Annotated in this window: 14 protein-coding genes and 1 pseudogene; 6 read left to right on the top strand and 9 right to left on the bottom strand. The window is 39.0% G+C overall.

The window, feature by feature from the left end; all coding sequences use genetic code 11:
• Positions 1-13: 13 nt before the first annotated feature.
• On the bottom strand, positions 14-730 hold the full coding sequence (locus ACM03V_RS22700) for a hypothetical protein (RefSeq protein WP_414623063.1): 717 nt from the start codon (positions 728-730) through the stop codon (positions 14-16).
• 240 nt (positions 731-970) lie between these two features.
• Between ACM03V_RS22700 and mnmA the strand changes: the two genes are divergently transcribed.
• Positions 971-2,023, top strand: a complete 1,053-nt coding sequence (mnmA, locus tag ACM03V_RS22705) for a tRNA 2-thiouridine(34) synthase MnmA (RefSeq protein WP_414623064.1) — start codon at positions 971-973, stop codon at positions 2,021-2,023.
• A gap of 225 nt (positions 2,024-2,248) precedes the next feature.
• Here mnmA and ACM03V_RS22710 read toward each other — a convergent pair whose 3' ends face one another.
• The 3 genes from ACM03V_RS22710 to ACM03V_RS22720 form a co-directional block, all read right to left on the bottom strand.
• Positions 2,249-2,575, bottom strand: a complete 327-nt coding sequence (locus ACM03V_RS22710) for a hypothetical protein (protein ID WP_414623065.1) — start codon at positions 2,573-2,575, stop codon at positions 2,249-2,251.
• A 302-nt stretch (positions 2,576-2,877) separates the two neighbouring features.
• Complete coding sequence (locus tag ACM03V_RS22715; RefSeq protein WP_414623066.1) at positions 2,878-3,378, bottom strand: hypothetical protein; 501 nt, start codon at positions 3,376-3,378, stop codon at positions 2,878-2,880.
• Between the two features lie 168 nt (positions 3,379-3,546).
• On the bottom strand, positions 3,547-4,659 hold the full coding sequence (locus tag ACM03V_RS22720) for a trypsin-like peptidase domain-containing protein (RefSeq protein ID WP_414623067.1): 1,113 nt from the start codon (positions 4,657-4,659) through the stop codon (positions 3,547-3,549).
• A gap of 750 nt (positions 4,660-5,409) precedes the next feature.
• Here ACM03V_RS22720 and ACM03V_RS22725 point away from each other — a divergent pair.
• Together ACM03V_RS22725 and ACM03V_RS22730 are read left to right on the top strand one after the other, a co-directional pair.
• Complete coding sequence (locus ACM03V_RS22725) at positions 5,410-6,381, top strand: hypothetical protein (protein WP_414623068.1); 972 nt, start codon at positions 5,410-5,412, stop codon at positions 6,379-6,381.
• Positions 6,374-8,005: a hypothetical protein gene (locus ACM03V_RS22730; RefSeq protein WP_414623069.1), complete on the top strand. Its 1,632-nt coding sequence runs from the start codon at positions 6,374-6,376 to the stop codon at positions 8,003-8,005. Before ACM03V_RS22725 ends, ACM03V_RS22730 begins: the two co-directional genes overlap by 8 nt.
• Positions 8,006-8,236: 231 nt before the next feature.
• Here the strand turns inward: ACM03V_RS22730 and ACM03V_RS22735 are convergent, their stop codons facing one another.
• Positions 8,237-9,532 carry a sensor histidine kinase gene (locus tag ACM03V_RS22735; RefSeq protein WP_414623070.1) on the bottom strand — a complete coding sequence of 432 codons (1,296 nt, stop codon included), beginning with the start codon at positions 9,530-9,532 and terminating at the stop codon, positions 8,237-8,239.
• 283 nt (positions 9,533-9,815) lie between these two features.
• The gene (gene rppA / locus ACM03V_RS22740; protein ID WP_414623071.1) at positions 9,816-10,490 is read right to left on the bottom strand and encodes a two-component system response regulator RppA; all 675 of its coding nucleotides are present in this window, start codon (positions 10,488-10,490) and stop codon (positions 9,816-9,818) included.
• A gap of 146 nt (positions 10,491-10,636) precedes the next feature.
• Here rppA and ACM03V_RS22745 point away from each other — a divergent pair, with 146 nt between their 5' ends.
• The 3 genes from ACM03V_RS22745 to ACM03V_RS22755 all read left to right on the top strand — a co-directional run bounded on the left by ACM03V_RS22745 (position 10,637) and on the right by ACM03V_RS22755 (position 14,718).
• Positions 10,637-11,041: a hypothetical protein gene (locus ACM03V_RS22745; protein WP_414623072.1), complete on the top strand. Its 405-nt coding sequence runs from the start codon at positions 10,637-10,639 to the stop codon at positions 11,039-11,041.
• 181 nt (positions 11,042-11,222) lie between these two features.
• A complete protein-coding gene (gene sat, locus ACM03V_RS22750; RefSeq protein ID WP_414623073.1) occupies positions 11,223-12,401 on the top strand; it encodes a sulfate adenylyltransferase in 1,179 nt (392 codons plus the stop codon).
• Between the two features lie 112 nt (positions 12,402-12,513).
• Positions 12,514-14,718 carry a caspase family protein gene (locus tag ACM03V_RS22755; protein ID WP_414623074.1) on the top strand — a complete coding sequence of 735 codons (2,205 nt, stop codon included), beginning with the start codon at positions 12,514-12,516 and terminating at the stop codon, positions 14,716-14,718.
• 160 nt (positions 14,719-14,878) lie between these two features.
• Here the strand turns inward: ACM03V_RS22755 and ACM03V_RS22760 are convergent, their stop codons facing one another.
• The 3 genes and pseudogenes from ACM03V_RS22760 to ACM03V_RS22770 form a co-directional block, all read right to left on the bottom strand.
• Positions 14,879-15,751, bottom strand: coding sequence for an S-methyl-5'-thioadenosine phosphorylase (locus tag ACM03V_RS22760; RefSeq protein ID WP_414623075.1), 873 nt, complete (start codon positions 15,749-15,751; stop codon positions 14,879-14,881).
• Positions 15,752-15,850: 99 nt separating this feature from the next.
• Complete coding sequence (locus ACM03V_RS22765) at positions 15,851-16,429, bottom strand: Uma2 family endonuclease (RefSeq protein WP_414623076.1); 579 nt, start codon at positions 16,427-16,429, stop codon at positions 15,851-15,853.
• Between the two features lie 452 nt (positions 16,430-16,881).
• Positions 16,882-16,967: pseudogene (locus ACM03V_RS22770) on the bottom strand (photosystem II protein D1); the annotation flags it as partial.

Raw genomic sequence — 16,967 nt, forward strand, 5'->3', positions numbered from 1 at the left:
TCTCCCCATCTCTTTACTTCCCGTAATAAACTCTAGCGTTATCTAATCCGAGGGAACGTATATAGTAGTTCCATTGTTCTGCTTGTAAGCGTCCTGCAAAAGGGCCAACTGCTACGTGAGGTCCTCTGGGAGCGTTTCTGACAAATACTCCTACGGTGTCTCCTCCAGCACTTTGCTTGATTTGGTTTTCAATTTGAAATAATTTGTCAGGTTTGTCTGGAATGGCTACATAGTAATATTTAGTCCTTTCCCTTGTACTATTATTATTTCTAGCAATAGGATCGGATGCATTTCCAGGAGCAGAAAAATTGCCACCGTTAGAATTAGCGATTTCTCTGCCGGTATTTCGGCTGTAGATGCGAGAACCGACACCGTAAGCTTGTAGCTGTCTAATTCTTTCTTGTGCATTGTCTAATCGTCCGAATACTCCTGCTTGGATTACAGAACGTCCGAGAAAGTCACCTGCAAAGGCGGTAGGCTCAACAATGCGTACTTGTTGAAGTAAATTAGGGTCAGTATTATCTACAATCACTAAATAGCTTTCGGAATTTGGATTAAATTGAGAATTAAAATCGAATTCACTTTGAGCGTATTTTATTTGTGCTAATTTTTGAGAGTTTTCAGGTGTTTTAGCTTCTGTTGGTGTAATTGAGATAAAGGTTAAACAGCTTCCTAGTAAGGAATAGGCAATTAAAGAAGGACGAATCAAGTAGGGAAGTTTATTAAACATAAATAGCACTTGTTAAATTTTGGATTTTAGATTATTCCCACGAATTAATGTCGTGCCAGCGTAATTACTGGTAAAAATTATTATGGTATCAATTATATTGACTACTTACCGAAAAACCTCAACTTGTCTTTAGCGAAGTTTGATAGAGCGGATAATTTTGAAACTGAATTAATTAAGCAAACCATCGTAGCAATTAGATAGTGTTAACTTAGAGTTAACAGCCTAGCAAGTTTTACGGATATGGAAAAAGTTGTAGTAGGTCTTTCCGGTGGCGTTGACAGTTCTGCTGTAGCTGCCATTTTACACGATCGGGGCTATGAAGTTATTGGTCTTACCCTTTGGTTAATGAAGGGTAAAGGTCAATGCTGCTCTGAGGGTATGGTTGACGCGGCTCATATCTGCGAACAACTGGGCGTTCCCCATCACGTTGTTGATATCCGCGATGTCTTTCAAAGCAATATTGTAGATTATCTGGTAACAGGTTACAGTGCTGGTGTTACGCCCTTACCTTGTTCGCAGTGCAATAAAACTGTAAAGTTCGGTCCCATGCTTGAATATGCGCGGGAAAAGTTGGATTCGCAAAAAATAGCTACAGGACATTACGCTCGCATTAATTACAACGAAGCTAGCGGACGTTACGAACTTCTACGTGCATTTGATCGCAATAAAGACCAAACATACTTCCTGTATGATTTGTCGCAAGATTTACTTAGCGGTTCAATATTTCCATTAGGAGAAGTAGAAAAATCGGAAACCCGTCGTATTGCTGCCGAATTCAATTTACAAACAGCTGATAAGCCAGAAAGTCAAGATTTATGTTTGGTGGAAAGCAACGGTTCGATGCGTGCTTTTTTAGATAAATATTTGGCTCCTAAAAAAGGCGATATTGTAGACGCTGACGGTAAAGTATTGGGAGAACATGACGGCGTACATCACTACACCATCGGACAGCGTAAAGGATTGGGAATTGCAGCCCCACAACCTTTATATGTAATTGGTTTAGATGCGGGTGCGAATAAAGTAATAGTTGGCGATCGCACTACAGCAACCAACCCAGAATGTAACGTATCGCGAGTAAATTGGGTATCTTGTGCTGAGCCTTCAAGTCCAATTCGTGCCGAAGTACAAGTTCGCTATCGTTCGCAGCCAGTACCAGTTACCGTAATTCCCTTAGAAAACTCCCGCGTTAGGATAGTTTTCGACGAAGCGCAATTTAGTATCACCCCAGGGCAAGCAGCCGTATGGTACGACGGCGAAAAAGTCCTCGGTGGTGGAATAATTGAACGGTTTTAACAGTGAACAGTGAGCAGTTAGCAGTTAATATTATTGAGAAATCCGGTTTTTTGATTCTCAAACGCATCATAATATTATTAAAAAATTGATAACTGATAACTGGTAATTGATAATTGATAACCGAAAAAAAGACCCGATTTCTATTGGAAATCGAGTACATTTGAGAGTATTTTCTAGGGAAATCAAATTGTTGAAACGTTGTAAAAAGTTAGTTTTTACTCATAGTTAATTTGAGCCATAAATTGCTCTTTTTTGCTCCTTTGCTAATTCCATTATTTCGTTTATTTGAGTTTGTTGCTCTTGGGAAAGATTTAAGCTAGTAATAGCAGAACGCATATTTTGTCCGTCTTCTACAGCGCTTTGAAATTCTCCTTGTTGTTGCGGTTTTAAAACGGCTTCAACTTGAGAACGAGCGTTTTTTTTAATTTCTTCAACCTGGGTGCGTTGTGCTTGAGTCAAATTTTTCTTATCTCCGCAAGCGTTTGCAGCTAAAGGAAGAGCAAGAGTAAAAATAGCAGATGCAGCCAAGATTGGCATTAATTTAGACTTCATTAAACAATGCCTCAAATATGCACTTTTAAGTTTGATTATTTTTAGTATGCTGCCGGAATATGACATCAATATGACAGAATAGGTTAAAGGTGAAAATTTAAGCTTTACGGTTAAAATAATAATTAATACTAATAAGTAAAAAATAATAATCAATAAAAAACCTTTGCTAAGTAACGGTTAGCAAAGGTTGATTCTGCAAGGAATCGATTTACATGATTAGAACGGAAAAATGTATCGATGATAGATTTATTTAATAATTTAGAAAGAGTCGTAATGGTAAATATTCACCTTTAACCTTATCACTATCTATCTCGCTCTAAATCATAAATTACTTTTTCTACTGTCCAGTTAATTGATTTGTCGGGATGGCTTTGTTTGATTCCAGCGACTAATCGATTTGCTGTTCTAGAGTCGCCACCAACTAATCTTAGTAAATCTTTTCTCAATCGCGGATTTGCTTGTTCTATTGAGATATTACCGTGCTGGTTAGCTGATTGAGGGGTTAAAGTTGAATTTTGTCGGTTGAAGCTCCAAATTAAGCCAGCAGTACCAGCACCAATTGCTGCTAAACCTAATATTGTGGTATTGTCACCGATTTGATTACCAGCATTGTCGGAAGAAGCATCTGCTGTATATATGACGGGTTGAAATTCACTGTTGTTTTGTACGGGTAATGTTCTCTCTTGACGAACATTTGATATTAAGTTTTCTACTTTTCCGAATGCGGGTGCAGCCCTTAATGATATCAGTAAACTGCTAACGATGCCGGTACTAACAATAGCTATAGCATCAAAGCGTTTCATGTCTAATTAATACTCCTTGAATGTTGTTTGTGAAATATTGGATTTTGCGTTAGTTGTTGCAACTTATTATTAGTGCGTGACGCTTATTCAAAATATTGATTTATCTTTCTAAATATCTAAAAGCGTCACACACCCTACAATTTTTAATTACTCAATCCAAAATTGAAATTAGCCTTGAGAAACAGGAAATTGTCCTGGTTGAACGCGGATATTTACGTTTTTACCACCGCGATTGACTGCTACTTGAACGTTACCGCCGACTGTGGTTTTTTCTACTGCTAACTGAACGTCATCTGCGGTTTTTACTGATTGACCATCAATTTGCTGAATTACATCTCCAGGGCGTAAACCTGCTCTGGCTGCGGGAGAATTACGAGCAACGTCTACAATTACAATACCTTTGTCAGCAGCTAAGGTTAAACCAAGTTCGCGACTTAAGTCTTCTTTCAAATCTGAAGTTAATGTCGTCATGCGAACTCCTAAGTAAGGATGTGCGACTTTTTCACCAGCAACCAATTGAGTGGCAATCTGCTGGGCTTGATTAATAGGAATTGCAAATCCTAAACCTTGAGCGCGTCCGATGATAGCAGTATTTATACCGATAACTTCACCGCGTTGGTTTAATAAAGGACCGCCAGAATTACCGGGGTTAATTGCTGCGTCGGTTTGGATAAAGCGAACTCGTTTGTCAGCAGCACCGATGACTCCACTTGAACGCCCCGTACCGCTGATGATTCCAGCAGTTACAGTGTTGTCCAATCCCAAAGGATTACCGATGGCGATCGCCCATTCACCTGGTTTAAGATTTTCGGAATTACCTATTTCTACTTTGGGTAAGTTATTCGCGGAAACCTTGACTACAGCAACATCGGTTAAATCGTCTAAACCAACAACTTCACCCATTAAATTGCGCCCATCACCTAAAGTCACTCGCACTTTAGAAGAACCTTTGACTACATGAGCGTTGGTAAGGATGGTACCGTTGGAATCAATGATAAATCCAGAACCTACTCCACTAGACTCCCTTGTACGTGTTCCTCTAGTAGAAGTGCGAGTAGAATCGATTCGGACAACAGCAGGACCTGTTTTTTCTACCGCAGTAGCGATAAAGTTGCTAGGAACAGCTTGGCTGGTAGTTCCCGGTAACTGAGCGATTTGTTGCTCTTGTTTTTGTAAAGCTTCAGTTGGCAATAATTGGGTGACGGGTAAAGTAAAAGCAGCACCCGCAAAGAATACAGATAAATAAGCTAGTGATTTTGGAAAGGATACTTTGTTACTCATAGTAGTTAGTAGATAGTAGTTAGTTGTTTAAGAGATTAATTAGAAATTTTTGTTGTTAATCTTAGTTTGACAGGTAAATATGACAGGAATATGTCAGTTGGATTTTGAATTTTTACCGAGATGTTTGTAAGTCAGATTATTATTTTTCGGGATTAAATACAGAATTTAATAAAAGCAGAGTTTAAAAAAATCCAGTTACTAGGAATATATTCCTAGTAACCAGAAGCAAGTGTGTGTGTGGTTTCAGAGAAAAGTTAGATATCCGTTTATATTGCTGTTGGGTGCTAACTTGTTTCTTTACCCGATAGCTTTAATATGACAGGCAAATATGACAAGAATATGTCAGGTTGGAAATTAGTTCGTAGTAGCGCTTCAGCGCATCTGATATTCCCCGCTAGCTATTATCGTCTGCAAGAAGCTTATAACCTCAAACAGCGCCGAACATACAGTTGGTGGTTCTTTTTCCTTGGATACAAGTTTAGGGTTACAAGGAGAAATGTCTGCTGGGATTAGTGCTGAGTTAACAGTTCTAGTGAATCTTAGCTTGACTCAAATCATGAGCAAAACCGAAAGACGCAGCAAAAGTTTTGATTTGAAGGTTTATCACTCTTGTTTACAGGCTCCGAGGCAAGTTCAGATTAAAAGCTTTTATGCAAGGTTAAGAAATTTAAACTTGACTATAAAAATCTTCATGAATTTGGGAATTCTATAGGCAAGCCTTTATCAAATATTATTGTTCTTAGTATGAGCATGCCCTTAAGTTTAAACCCTGGAAAGCTGGGTCAGATTGAAGTTTTTGAAGATGATACGCATTTTCTAGTTCGTATTCATCCGGGAAACCGAGATCGCGCAAAGAAAATTGTTGGTAGACAATGGGACGGAGATCGGAAAGCGTGGGTTTACCCCAAAAATCTACCAACCTACGAAGCCTTAGTTGAAGAGTTTCGGAAGGATGCTGATAGCTTCGACATTCGACAACCAAAAACAAAGCGACCTCCCGGAATAAAACCGCTTATTGAAGAGCTAGATAATGATGATGACTATCAGCTTCTTGATGATACTCGCGCCATTGAAGATATTGGCGAAAGTCAGGAAAAGATGTATGACGAACTCGAACAAATTCGAGAAATGCTTGGATCTCTTAAAGATGTAGCAGTAAACCAAAGCCGTGTAATTGAAGAGATGCGCGGAACTCAAGAAGAGACGAAGAAGGCTCTCGTTCAGTTTGAATCGTCTACTCAACAAGCTGCTAAACCTAAGATAGTTGAAATCCTTCCTGAGTATTTAGATTTAACTAAGCAGAAAGAGATTGAACTACTTGAAAGAACACTTATACTGATTGCTTGCCGTATGGCTAAAGGGCATAAATTTCATAAATGGGTAAATAAATATAAACCTTTAAGAGAACCATCGGGTTTTGTCATAAAAACTCATGAGTTTTTGAAAAAACAATTAGGAAAGCTTGTCGAAGATGAAAGCCCTCATACAAAATTCTATACTCTTATTGTTAAAGCAAGAGATGAAAATTTAATTTATCGTGATGATAATAATCCAGCAGACAGACCTATCTCAATTCTTTTTTCATTAAATGAACATCGAAATTGTTTCGGACATCCAGATTTTGATCAGTGGGAAGAATGGAGCCGATCAATTCTTTACTTAATGAATCTTGCATTGGTTTGGCCAAAGGTTGTGATGGAAGAGGAGGGAGAGAATGATTAAACATAATCCCATTTGGGAATGTTACCGATTACCCGGAAGCTCAAAACCTGATGAGTGGAGAAAAGTGCTTGAGCGGAGTCTTGAAAGAGATAGCTGCCCCTATCGCTATGATATTCGTAATACATCATTACGAGTTTGGAATCCATTTGAACGGGAAATAATTGTTCCAGGTTCCAATTTGACCTGTCGCAATGGCTACGAGCTTCAAAGAGTTTCTTTCGGGCTGAATAAAGACGAAACTCTTATTGGCATAGCTCTTACTAGATTAGTATTTGAGCAAGGATCAAAATTTCCAACTCCATATGCGACTGATGAACTTTTTTCTAAAGGTAAATACCCTGAAGTTCTACGACATCAGCCTATGATTGCTGGTATTCAAACACTAATTGAATTTATTAATCAATCTCTCGTTGGGAAAAAACTTGAACTGTACAAAGATTATAAAGTGGTTAATCAAGCTAGGAATGTAGTTTATCACTTTGGTAACTGTTTTAAATCATTAGATGAAATTGTACAGAATTCAGGATTGTCTAAAAATTTGCTTAGTGCTGTGAGATCAAATAAAGCTATTGTTCCAGGTTCCGTGAAGCTTGGTGTACTTTCGGCTAGTGTAAATGCTTATAAAGCGCTGCAAATTGGGCGGGAAATAGTTAATGTTCTTGATGATTGGCAATGTTCAGCTAATCTTGAAGATATTAAGAATGGAGATGGAATTGAATCCTTCTTGTCGGATACTTCACGTGGACAACCAATTGTGTTAGTACCACTTGAGGGCAAAAAAGGCGATCGCCCTCCTGCTGAGTCTATTAATTGGTTAAAATACCTTAATTCACAGAAAGCAGCTTTTCAACTTTGTTCTACTGAATCCGACCCTCGTTATACAAGACATGGGCTTGCCATCGCTATTCTTGCAAAGGCAAATGGAAGTATCTTTATTACAAAACCTAATAATTTTCCAAATTTCTACCGAAGTTGGTTCGTTGGGTTAGATTTGGGCAGAGGCGGATTTAGCAAAGGCAAAATTGTCGTGATGACGCTAACTAGCCCAGATGGTACGTTACAGGCTTATTGGCGAGCAGTGAAGAACGAGGATGAGACTCTTTCTCTAAAAATTCTTCGGGAGGGTTTGTTATGGATTGCTTCTAAAGCTGAATCTTTGGATAAGCGACGGCATCTGTATCTCATTCGTGACGGGCTTAGACCGCATCATGAATCATTAGATTTTTATCGAGAATCTTTGTCTGGTTATGATTTTACTTTAATTGAGTACTCCAAATCTGGTTCCCCACTAATTCACTGTACCCCTTTTGAGCCTGAACCGGGAACAACGATTTTACCTGAAGGATCTAGCTTTGCTGCTTTGTATCCCTGTGTTTCACCGCAACGTAATGTACTTACAACGCCAGTTAAATTTCGCGCGCTAATTAATCCTCAAGACTACAGCTTGGGAAATTTAGCTTTGCTGCTTACGACTCTGTGTCATTCTGCGACTCTCTCTTACCAACCTAGTCGGCTTCCTGCTCCTCTTCAATGGGCAAATGGTCTTGCTCGTCTTTCTTATGAAGATTTACAATTCTCTGGTTGGTCTCACAAACCTTCAAAGCTTCTTAATCTTATAGATTAGTAAAATTTGATATTTTTATGCAGGCCTGTTACTTTTCGTCTTCTGCTTTTTCATTGACATAGGGAGATAGCAATCCCAGCCCTTGCGAAGCGCGTTACTCTAACGAGTCAGCAAGCTGAACACGCGGCTAGCGAAGCGTCCCGTAGGTATTGCGTGCGGCGAGGGCGTGTCCGATAGGACATATGCTTCGTTTAACTTTGTTCCACTCGGCTTCGGACATTGTGTAATTAATTATGTTTGATTGCTTACCTTCCTCAACGGCAAACAAACTTGAAAAGTCGTACCTTCACCAACAATACTATCTACAGTAATTTCCCCGCCATGAGCTTTAACTATTTGTTGAGCGATCGCCAACCCCAAACCAAAACCACCAGATGAACGAGTTCGCGAGCTATCTACACGATAAAAACGCTCGAAAATATTGGGTAAATCCTCAGCAGGGATACCAATTCCGCTATCAATTATTTGAATCGAAATTCGTCTCATTTGAGAAAACGCTTTCAGCTTTACCGTACCGCCTTCTGGAGTATATTTACAAGCGTTATCTAATAAGTTTTTAATTGCTTGCTGTAATAAATCTTGGTCGGCTAATAATGTTATTTCTTGAGATGGAACTTCGGCAATAATATTTAATTCTTTTTCTTTTGCAATTAATTGATATTCATCGGATAAATTTTTTAGTAAACCAATAATTTCAACACTTCGTAAATCTTTAGTATTTAAACGTCCTTCATGTCTAGCTAAAAACAATAAATTACCGATTAGAGCGCTCATTGATTTGGAAATATCAACAATGTTTTCCAAGCGTTGACGAGGTAGTTCGCTATTATCAACAGGAGCCAGCAAACCAACTTGAGCATTACTTAAAATTGCCGCAACCGGCGCACGTAATTCGTGAGAAGCATCGGCAGTAAACCGCTGTAACTGTTCGTAAGAGCGCTTTGTCGGCTTCATTGCCACTCCACCTAAAAACCAACCAACGATTCCGACTATACCTAAAGTAGTCGGTACTCCCATAGATAAATAAAATCGTAAATTTGCTAGTTTTTCTTGAACTGGTTCCAAGGATTTAGCAACAATTATGTAGCCAATTTTATTGTTACCATTTTGAATTGAAGAGGTTATTTGACGGAACAGTGGTTGTTGATAATTAGCGGGATACCCATTAAATTGAATGGTTTGAAAGCCTGGTTTAACTAAATCTTGTGCAGGACAAATATTATCGTTAATTTTTAAAGGACTTTTATTGGTATTATACCAGCAAGCAAATTCAAATCCCTTCAGCATATCCGAAGAAGATGTAAGCGGTGTACCTCCAAACTCGACTCGATATTGTCCTTCTCCTTTTTCTAAAGGATACTTAAATTCAGAAACATAACTTTGAGTTTCATTTTTTAAAGTTAGGTCAAAACCCCGCAGCCTTTCTCTAACCAAAAAGTAATAAACTACAAAAGCGAAAGTAACTAAAATCCCACCCATAGCGAGAGTGAATAAATAAGCCAAACGGCGACGACTACGAGTTAGCATCAGTTATCAGTTATCAGTTATCAGTTATCAGTTATCAGTTATCAGTTATCAGTTACCAGTTATGAATTTTGGATTTTGGATTTTGGATTTTGGATTTTAGATTATTTTCTAGTCTCCCCATCTCCCCCTCTACCCCCTCTACCCCCTCTCCTTGTCCCCTTGTCCCCTTGTCCCCTTGTCCCCTTGTCCCCTTGTCCCCTTGTCTTCCCATCTCCCCATCCCCCCTTCTCCCCCCTCTCCCCCTCTACCCCCTCTACCCCCTCTACCCCATCTCCCCATCCCCTCACTTCGGTGCATTTAATCGATAACCCATACCGTATATTGTTTCCAAGCAATCCTTTGCACCGACTGATTCTAAACGTTGTCTTACTCTTCGTACCAAAGTAGTGACAGCGTTACTTTCTGGTTGAGTTCCCCATTCCCAAAGGGTATCTTCAATTTGTTCGCGTGATAAAACTTGATTGGGATGACGCATTAAATATTCCATTAATTGGAATTCGCGAGTTGATAATTTAGTTTTTGCTTCTCCTCGCGTTAAAGTCAAAGTATTTAGATGTAATTCTAAATCTTCCAGCTTGAGAATATCACCTTGCCAAAGTGGCGATCGCCTTCCTAATGCTCTTACTCTAGCTAACAATTCCATCACGTCAACTGGTTTTACTAAGTAGTCATCGGCACCGGCATCTAAACCAGTAACTTTATCGTCAGTAGTATCTTTAGCAGTCAGCATTAATACGGGAGAGGTTTTTCCCGCTCGTCTATACTGATGGCATAATGCGACACCTGTTACATTTGGTAACATCCAATCTAAAATTAATAAGTCATATTCTTTCTGAGTAATCAGCCACTGTGCCGTATCGCCATCTTCAACAGCATCAACAATATGTCCCACTGCCGACAAAGCCGCGTGCAAAGGCTCCAACTGTCTCGCATCATCTTCTACAAGTAGAATTACCATAATTACAGTTATCAGTTAACAGTTAACAGTGAACAGCGAACAGTTATGAAGTGCAAGTATTAGGTTGAAATGCTTCAGCAAAAAGCTAGTAACTGGTAATTGGTAATTGATAACTGCTCACTGTTAACTGATAACTGATAACTGCTATGAAAAAACTTTCTCCTCAATGGCTAAAATTTCTGAAATCATTAGGAATAGAATTCTGGCTACCGTTACCACTTTTAGCGTTAAGTTTTTGGTTTGTTGGGGGATGGTTAACCCAGAAAACTTTAAGTTCGTACAATAATGATGCTGTTAAATTGCAAGCAAGCCAGCCAGAATACCAGTATGGAATAGCATCAATAAAAGTAGAAATTTATCCTAAAAAAGGTATTTCCATAGTAAAAATAAAAAAGTTAAGTAGAACATATACAGAATCTAAAATGTTTTTAAAAACTACAGATATACCCTTCGTAGAAGCCGCAATCGGTGCCGAACTTGGAATGTCTCGCAAAAAAGTACGCAAAATGATGCGATATCGACGACAGGGAACAGTGAACAGTGAACAATGAACAATGAACAGTTATCAATTACCAGTTATAACTATCAAGGAGCAAGATGCTCCCACTACTCCTAACTCCTAACTACCCCATCTCCCCATGCCTTTTCCCAAAAAGCGCGTAGATATACCCGTTTCTTGGTAAATTATTCATAGCGAGAAAAAGTTGCAGTTAAGGATATAAAGGAGATACGTTGAGTAATAATCTCGATGCTATTGCCGCACACGGCGGAAAGTTGATAAATCGCATCGCTTCACCCGAACAAAAACAAGAATTTTTGTCAAAAGCTGATAGTTTACCCAGAGTAGAACTTGACGAACGGGCTGTTTCCGATTTGGAAATGATTGCGATCGGTGGTTTTAGTCCGTTGACTGGTTTTATGAATGAGTCGGACTATAAACGGGTTGTTGCGGAAATGCGGTTGGCGAATGGAGTTGCCTGGGCGATTCCAATTACGCTTTCGGTGACAGAAGAAGTCGCAAATTCTTTTAAGAAAGGCGATTTAATTCGTTTGGATAATCAAAACGGTGAATTTATTGGGGTATTAGAATTCACTGAAAAATATAATTACGATAAAAAACAAGAAGCAATCAATGTTTATCGTACTTCGGAGGATAAGCATCCCGGCGTACAGGTGGTTTACAATCAAGGCTCTGTAAATATAGCTGGTGATGTGTGGTTATTGGAACGTAAGGAAAATGCACTATTTCCTAAATACCAAATCGATCCAGCCGAATCAAGAAAGATGTTTAGGGAAAAAGGTTGGAAAACAGTTGTTGGTTTTCAAACTCGCAATCCCATCCACCGCGCCCACGAATATATTCAAAAATGCGCTTTAGAAACTGTTGATGGTTTGTTTTTACATCCTTTGGTAGGAGCAACAAAATCAGATGACATTCCTGCCGACGTGCGGATGCGTTGTTACGAAATTTTATTAGAAAACTATTATCCAGATGATAGAGTTATTTTGGCTATCAATCCGGCTGCAATGCGTTATGCTGGCCCTCGCGAGGCAATTTTTCATGCTTTGGTTCGTAAGAACTATGGCTGTACTCACTTTATTGTTGGACGAGATCATGCTGGTGTGGGTGACTACTACGGTACTTACGACGCACAGCACATCTTTGATGAGTTTGAACCGGGTGAATTGGGCATTATCCCGATGAAGTTTGAACACGCTTTTTACTGCACTCGCACTAAGCAGATGGCGACTGCAAAAACAAGTCCTAGCAAGAAAGAAGAACGCATTCACCTTTCTGGAACCAAGGTACGAGAAATGTTACGTCGGGGAGAATCACCCCCAGCAGAATTTTCTCGTCCGGAGGTAGCAGCAGAGTTAGTGCGTGCCATGCGAGTTCCTATTAAAGCTTAATTCGGGCATAATACATATTTTGCTTGAAAAACCGTATAAGCTATAGCTTTACATAATCGAATTCAGCCCTTTAATCTGATAGCTAATGAATTGAGGGTTGAGGGGTGAACTTATGAAGCGGCGAATCTTTTTACAACGAATTGGGTCTATTTTGGCGGTATTGGGAGTTACCGAGTCCGAGTGGTGGACGAAGGCTAGCAGTCTACAACAGGCGCTAGCCGATACTACTCCACGCAAGTTAGCGTTATTGGTAGGTATTAATCAATACCCAAAGATTCCCGTACTTAAAGGCTGTCTGACGGATGTGGAACTGCAAAGGGAACTTTTGATTCATCGCTTTGGTTTCCAACCGTCAGATATTTTATCTTTGACAAACAAGCAAGCTACCAGACAAGGTATTGAAAATGCCTTTGTTGAGCATCTTGTTAACCAGGCAAAACCCGGTGACGTGGTTGTCTTTCATTTCAGCGGTTATGGTAATCGGATTAAAACGAAAAGTCTACTTGGCGGGATGGAAAATGCTTTGATTCCCGTCGATGGAAACCAAGTTATAGAAAATTCAGAGACAATTGCTAACTATTTATTAGAAGACACTTTATTGCTGATGATGCAGTCGTTAGCTACCGAGCGGGCAACGGCAATATTAGACACTAGTTATTACAAACCCAGCATTTCCCAACCTACGGGATTAAGATATCGTTGTTGGAAAGCTCCTTCAGAAGGATTATTTTTAGCTGAAGAAGTAGAGTTTCAAAAGCAGCTAACAAAGAAAACTGCTGCCGATAAGTTAAGCGTGTTGCTTGCATCTAACTCGAACTCAAAAGATTTGGCTAAGGAAATTGTATTTTCTGATTTTAGTGCTGGGTTATTTACCTACGCTTTGACGCAATATCTTTGGGAAACAACGACTGCGAAAACGATTCAAATAAGTTTATCTCGTGTCGGAAGTACCATGCTGTCTTTGGGTAGTAAACAAGAACCAGTTTTACTTGAAAATAACAATCAAAGCTTCGGTTTGATTGCTGCTAACGTACAATCAAAGCTGATTGCAGGAGCGCAAGGAAGTGTAACAGATATAGAAGATGATGGTAAAACCGTTCATTTGTGGTTGGGAGGAATACCGCCGCAAGTGCTGGAATATTATGGAGTCAATTCGCGATTTACCTTTTATTCGGCAGCATCACCTTCAACTACACCCTTGGTGTTACGCAGTCGCAATGGTTTGAAAGCAAAAGCTACATTCAACCAATCAAAGCAACAAATAACTCCCGAAGTTGGGCAGCTTGTTAGGGAGACAGTACGAGTTTTACCCAAAGATATTAAATTAAAAATTGCCCTTGATGACGTTAGTTTAGAAAGAATCGAACGAGTTGACGCGACAAGTGCTTTTGCTTCTATTGAGCGCGTAGGTAGCGTAATTGCTGGAGAGCAACCAGCCGATTATTTATTTGCGAAGCTACCAGAAACCGAAGCTCCCGACGCAAAAGTAAATAATGCAATGGCTATGTCGTCTTCAAGTCGCTATGGCTTATTTACTTTGGGAGGTGATTTAATTCCCGAAACTTTGGGAGAAGAAGGAGAAGCATTAAAAGTGGCAGTTAATCGGTTAGCTCCTAAACTCAAAACTCTTTTAGCTGCTAAATTATGGAAGCTGACGCAAAACGAAGCTTCTTCCGGTTTGAGTGTCAAAGTAACTTTAGAAGCGATCGATAAGAAATTGCCGCTTACTTTAATGCAGCGTCAAACAAGACTAACATTCTTGTTGGAAACATCTAGCCAGAAAGCAGATAGTGTATCTTCCCCAGGAATTTCTACAGTATCTACAGGCAGTAAAATACGCTACCGGGTAGAAAATACTGGAGATAGACAGCTGTATCTAATGTTGCTGGGATTAAATAATCATAAGAATCCCATCGCTCTTTATCCCTGGTATAAAGATCAAGACTCTGAAGAAAATTCCAGCAAACCCGAACTTGAACAAGTAGTTATTCCTCCCGGAGAATCGTTAGTAATACCAAAAACTACTGCTGGTTTTGAATGGGTAATGTCAGGGCCAGATTTTTGGTGTGAAACCCAGATGATTTTTAGCACCTCACCTTTCACTAAAACCTTGATTGCTTTAGAAGAAGGCAAACATTCTTCAAAAGAAACTCACCGCATTTCACCGTTGTTAAATCCTTTTGAAGTTGCACAAGCGCTTTTACAAGACTTGAATCAAGCCAGCATTCAAAAAGATGAAACACAAAATCCACCTGCTGATTGGGTATGGAATGTTAATCATTGGGCAAGTTTTAACTTCGTATTTCAAGTAGTTTGATTGCTTAAAAATTCATAGCAAATGTATTAAAGCAAACAAATGGGAATTGGTAATTGGTAATTGGGCATCGGGCATTGGCAGTTAGGAATTAGGAGTTATGAGTTGAAAATTCTACCCCCTCTTCCCACTCTCTCCATTACCAATTACCTATTCCCTCTTTTTACAAATACTTCTGCAACAACAGCTTTAATTTTTCCTTTGTTTTAGCTGGTGCTTTATCTAAAGGTGTCAAAATTGCATATTTCAAAGCCGAATGTGCATCGCTTTCGGGTGGATTTTGACTTACACGTTTTACTGTTTCTTGAATTACCTTTTGGGCGTTAACGGCATTTTTTTGTAAATTACCAACTACCATTTCTACAGTTACACTATCATGGTCGGGATGCCAGCAATCATAATCTGTTGCTAAAGCCAAAGTTGTATAAGCAATCTCCGCTTCTCTTGCTAACTTAGCTTCTGTTAAATTAGTCATGCCGATAACGGTTGCATCCCAACTGCGGTAGAGGTGAGATTCCGCTTTTGTAGAAAAAGCTGGCCCTTCCATACATACATAAGTACCGCCGCGATGTAAAGTAACATCTGGAAGATTCAGAGAGGCGATCGCACTTGCTAAAATCTCAGCTAAATTATTGCAAATTGGGTCGCCAAAAGCAATGTGAGCAATTATTCCTTCACCGAAAAACGTAGAAACTCGATTTTTTGTTCTGTCAATAAATTGGTTTGGTACCACCATATCAAGCGGTTTAACTTCTTCCTTCAATGAACCCACCGCAGAAGCTGAAATAATATACTCCACACCCAACTGCTTCATCGCGTAGATATTAGCGCGGAAGGGTAATTCCGAAGGTAAAAGCGTATGATTGCGGTTATGTCTGGGTAAAAAAGCAACTGATGTACCTTCTAATTTACCAACAATTAAAGCATCGGAAGGTTTACCAAATGGTGTTTTTACTTGAACTTCTTGAATATCCTTGAGCGCATCCATCTTGTATAAACCACTGCCGCCGATAACCCCAATTTGAGCCTGTGCCATTATTATTTCCCGTAAATTTAAGTCATATGGTCGTTATTTTACTGGAAATTGGGAATGGGAGTTAGGAATTAGGAGTTAGGAGCTAGAAGTTTTTAACCTTTATTCTTCTGAATTTTCAAATACCACATCCTCATAAAGTAATTGGATGGAAAATTTAAAATCAACGCTTGTAAAATCAATTTCATCACCTTGATTATAGGTTTGAAGTTCCCACAAACCTTTATCATTGAGTCGGAAACATTCCACCATTATTTGTTCTGCGCTAATTAAAACATATTCTTTTAAAGTTGATATTTGTCGATAGTTTTGAAATTTTTTTCCTCTATCAATTCCTTCGGTACTGGGTGAAAGAACTTCTACAATTAAACAAGGATGATGAATAACTTTTGTGGCGAGTTTATCCCTTTCGTCACAACTTACCATCACGTCGGGATAGTGGAAGGGGCCATTTTCTGATACACCTAGTTTTACATCGAAGACAAACGGACGACATGAACCCCCTCGAAGGTGAGTTTTTAATTGATGAAAACAATTAGCACCAATAGTTCCATGATTGACAGTTCCCCCTGTCATAGCGAAAACTTCACCGTTAATATATTCGTATTTAAGCGGTTGTTGTTCTTCCCAGTCTAGATATTCCTGGGGTGTTATATATTGATAATTCGGAATTACGACCATGATTATTTTTTTTATTTAGTTATATTGTGATGTTAACAGTAAAGTTAAAATTAAAATTTTGAACGTATACTCAGCTAATTTAATTCGGAATCTTTAAATACTACACTCTTGTAAACTAATTCCGTGTCAAAAGCTAACTACTTGTATTTTAATCAGAAGAAAAATGGTTCTTCAGTACCTAGTATGCCAAATTATTAGTTAAAAACTAAAATATTGTTTTTTAACCTGGGTTTGAAGCTCAAAACTGTAAAAAAGGTAAAAATGTTAGTTAAAAAGTCTAAATCTATTACATGGCAACATTTACAATGTTTATGCGAGTGTTTTTAGCATAGTAAGTACTGAAGATCCAGAAAAATAAACCAATAAAAAACGCCTCCCGATTGCTCGGAAGGCGTTTTTTATATTTTGTGGAGATGTAAAATGTTACATCTCTACAATATCAATATTAAATTTTAACCGTTGATTGCGGGAGCGCTGATTGCTACAGGAGCAGTTTCACCAGCAGCCAAATCAAGTGGGAAGTTGTGTGCATTTCTTT

Origin of the sequence: Calothrix sp. CCY 0018, assembly GCF_963920925.1 — a bacterium.
Classification (GTDB): domain Bacteria; phylum Cyanobacteriota; class Cyanobacteriia; order Cyanobacteriales; family Nostocaceae; genus Rivularia.

Excerpts from the sequence above, each read along its gene's own strand:
- mnmA (WP_414623064.1), top strand. The coding sequence starts at position 971 with ATGGAAAAAGTTGTAGTAGGTCTTTCCGGTGGCGTTGACAGTTCTGCT.
- ACM03V_RS22730 (WP_414623069.1), top strand. The coding sequence starts at position 6,374 with ATGATTAAACATAATCCCATTTGGGAATGTTACCGATTACCCGGAAGC.
- ACM03V_RS22735 (WP_414623070.1), bottom strand. The coding sequence starts at position 9,532 with ATGCTAACTCGTAGTCGTCGCCGTTTGGCTTATTTATTCACTCTCGCT.
- ACM03V_RS22715 (WP_414623066.1), bottom strand. The coding sequence starts at position 3,378 with ATGAAACGCTTTGATGCTATAGCTATTGTTAGTACCGGCATCGTTAGC.
- ACM03V_RS22760 (WP_414623075.1), bottom strand. The coding sequence starts at position 15,751 with ATGGCACAGGCTCAAATTGGGGTTATCGGCGGCAGTGGTTTATACAAG.
- ACM03V_RS22700 (WP_414623063.1), bottom strand. The coding sequence starts at position 730 with ATGTTTAATAAACTTCCCTACTTGATTCGTCCTTCTTTAATTGCCTAT.
- ACM03V_RS22765 (WP_414623076.1), bottom strand. The coding sequence starts at position 16,429 with ATGGTCGTAATTCCGAATTATCAATATATAACACCCCAGGAATATCTA.
- ACM03V_RS22710 (WP_414623065.1), bottom strand. The coding sequence starts at position 2,575 with ATGAAGTCTAAATTAATGCCAATCTTGGCTGCATCTGCTATTTTTACT.
- ACM03V_RS22725 (WP_414623068.1), top strand. The coding sequence starts at position 5,410 with ATGCCCTTAAGTTTAAACCCTGGAAAGCTGGGTCAGATTGAAGTTTTT.
- rppA (WP_414623071.1), bottom strand. The coding sequence starts at position 10,490 with ATGGTAATTCTACTTGTAGAAGATGATGCGAGACAGTTGGAGCCTTTG.
- ACM03V_RS22720 (WP_414623067.1), bottom strand. The coding sequence starts at position 4,659 with ATGAGTAACAAAGTATCCTTTCCAAAATCACTAGCTTATTTATCTGTA.
- ACM03V_RS22745 (WP_414623072.1), top strand. The coding sequence starts at position 10,637 with ATGAAAAAACTTTCTCCTCAATGGCTAAAATTTCTGAAATCATTAGGA.
- ACM03V_RS22755 (WP_414623074.1), top strand. The coding sequence starts at position 12,514 with ATGAAGCGGCGAATCTTTTTACAACGAATTGGGTCTATTTTGGCGGTA.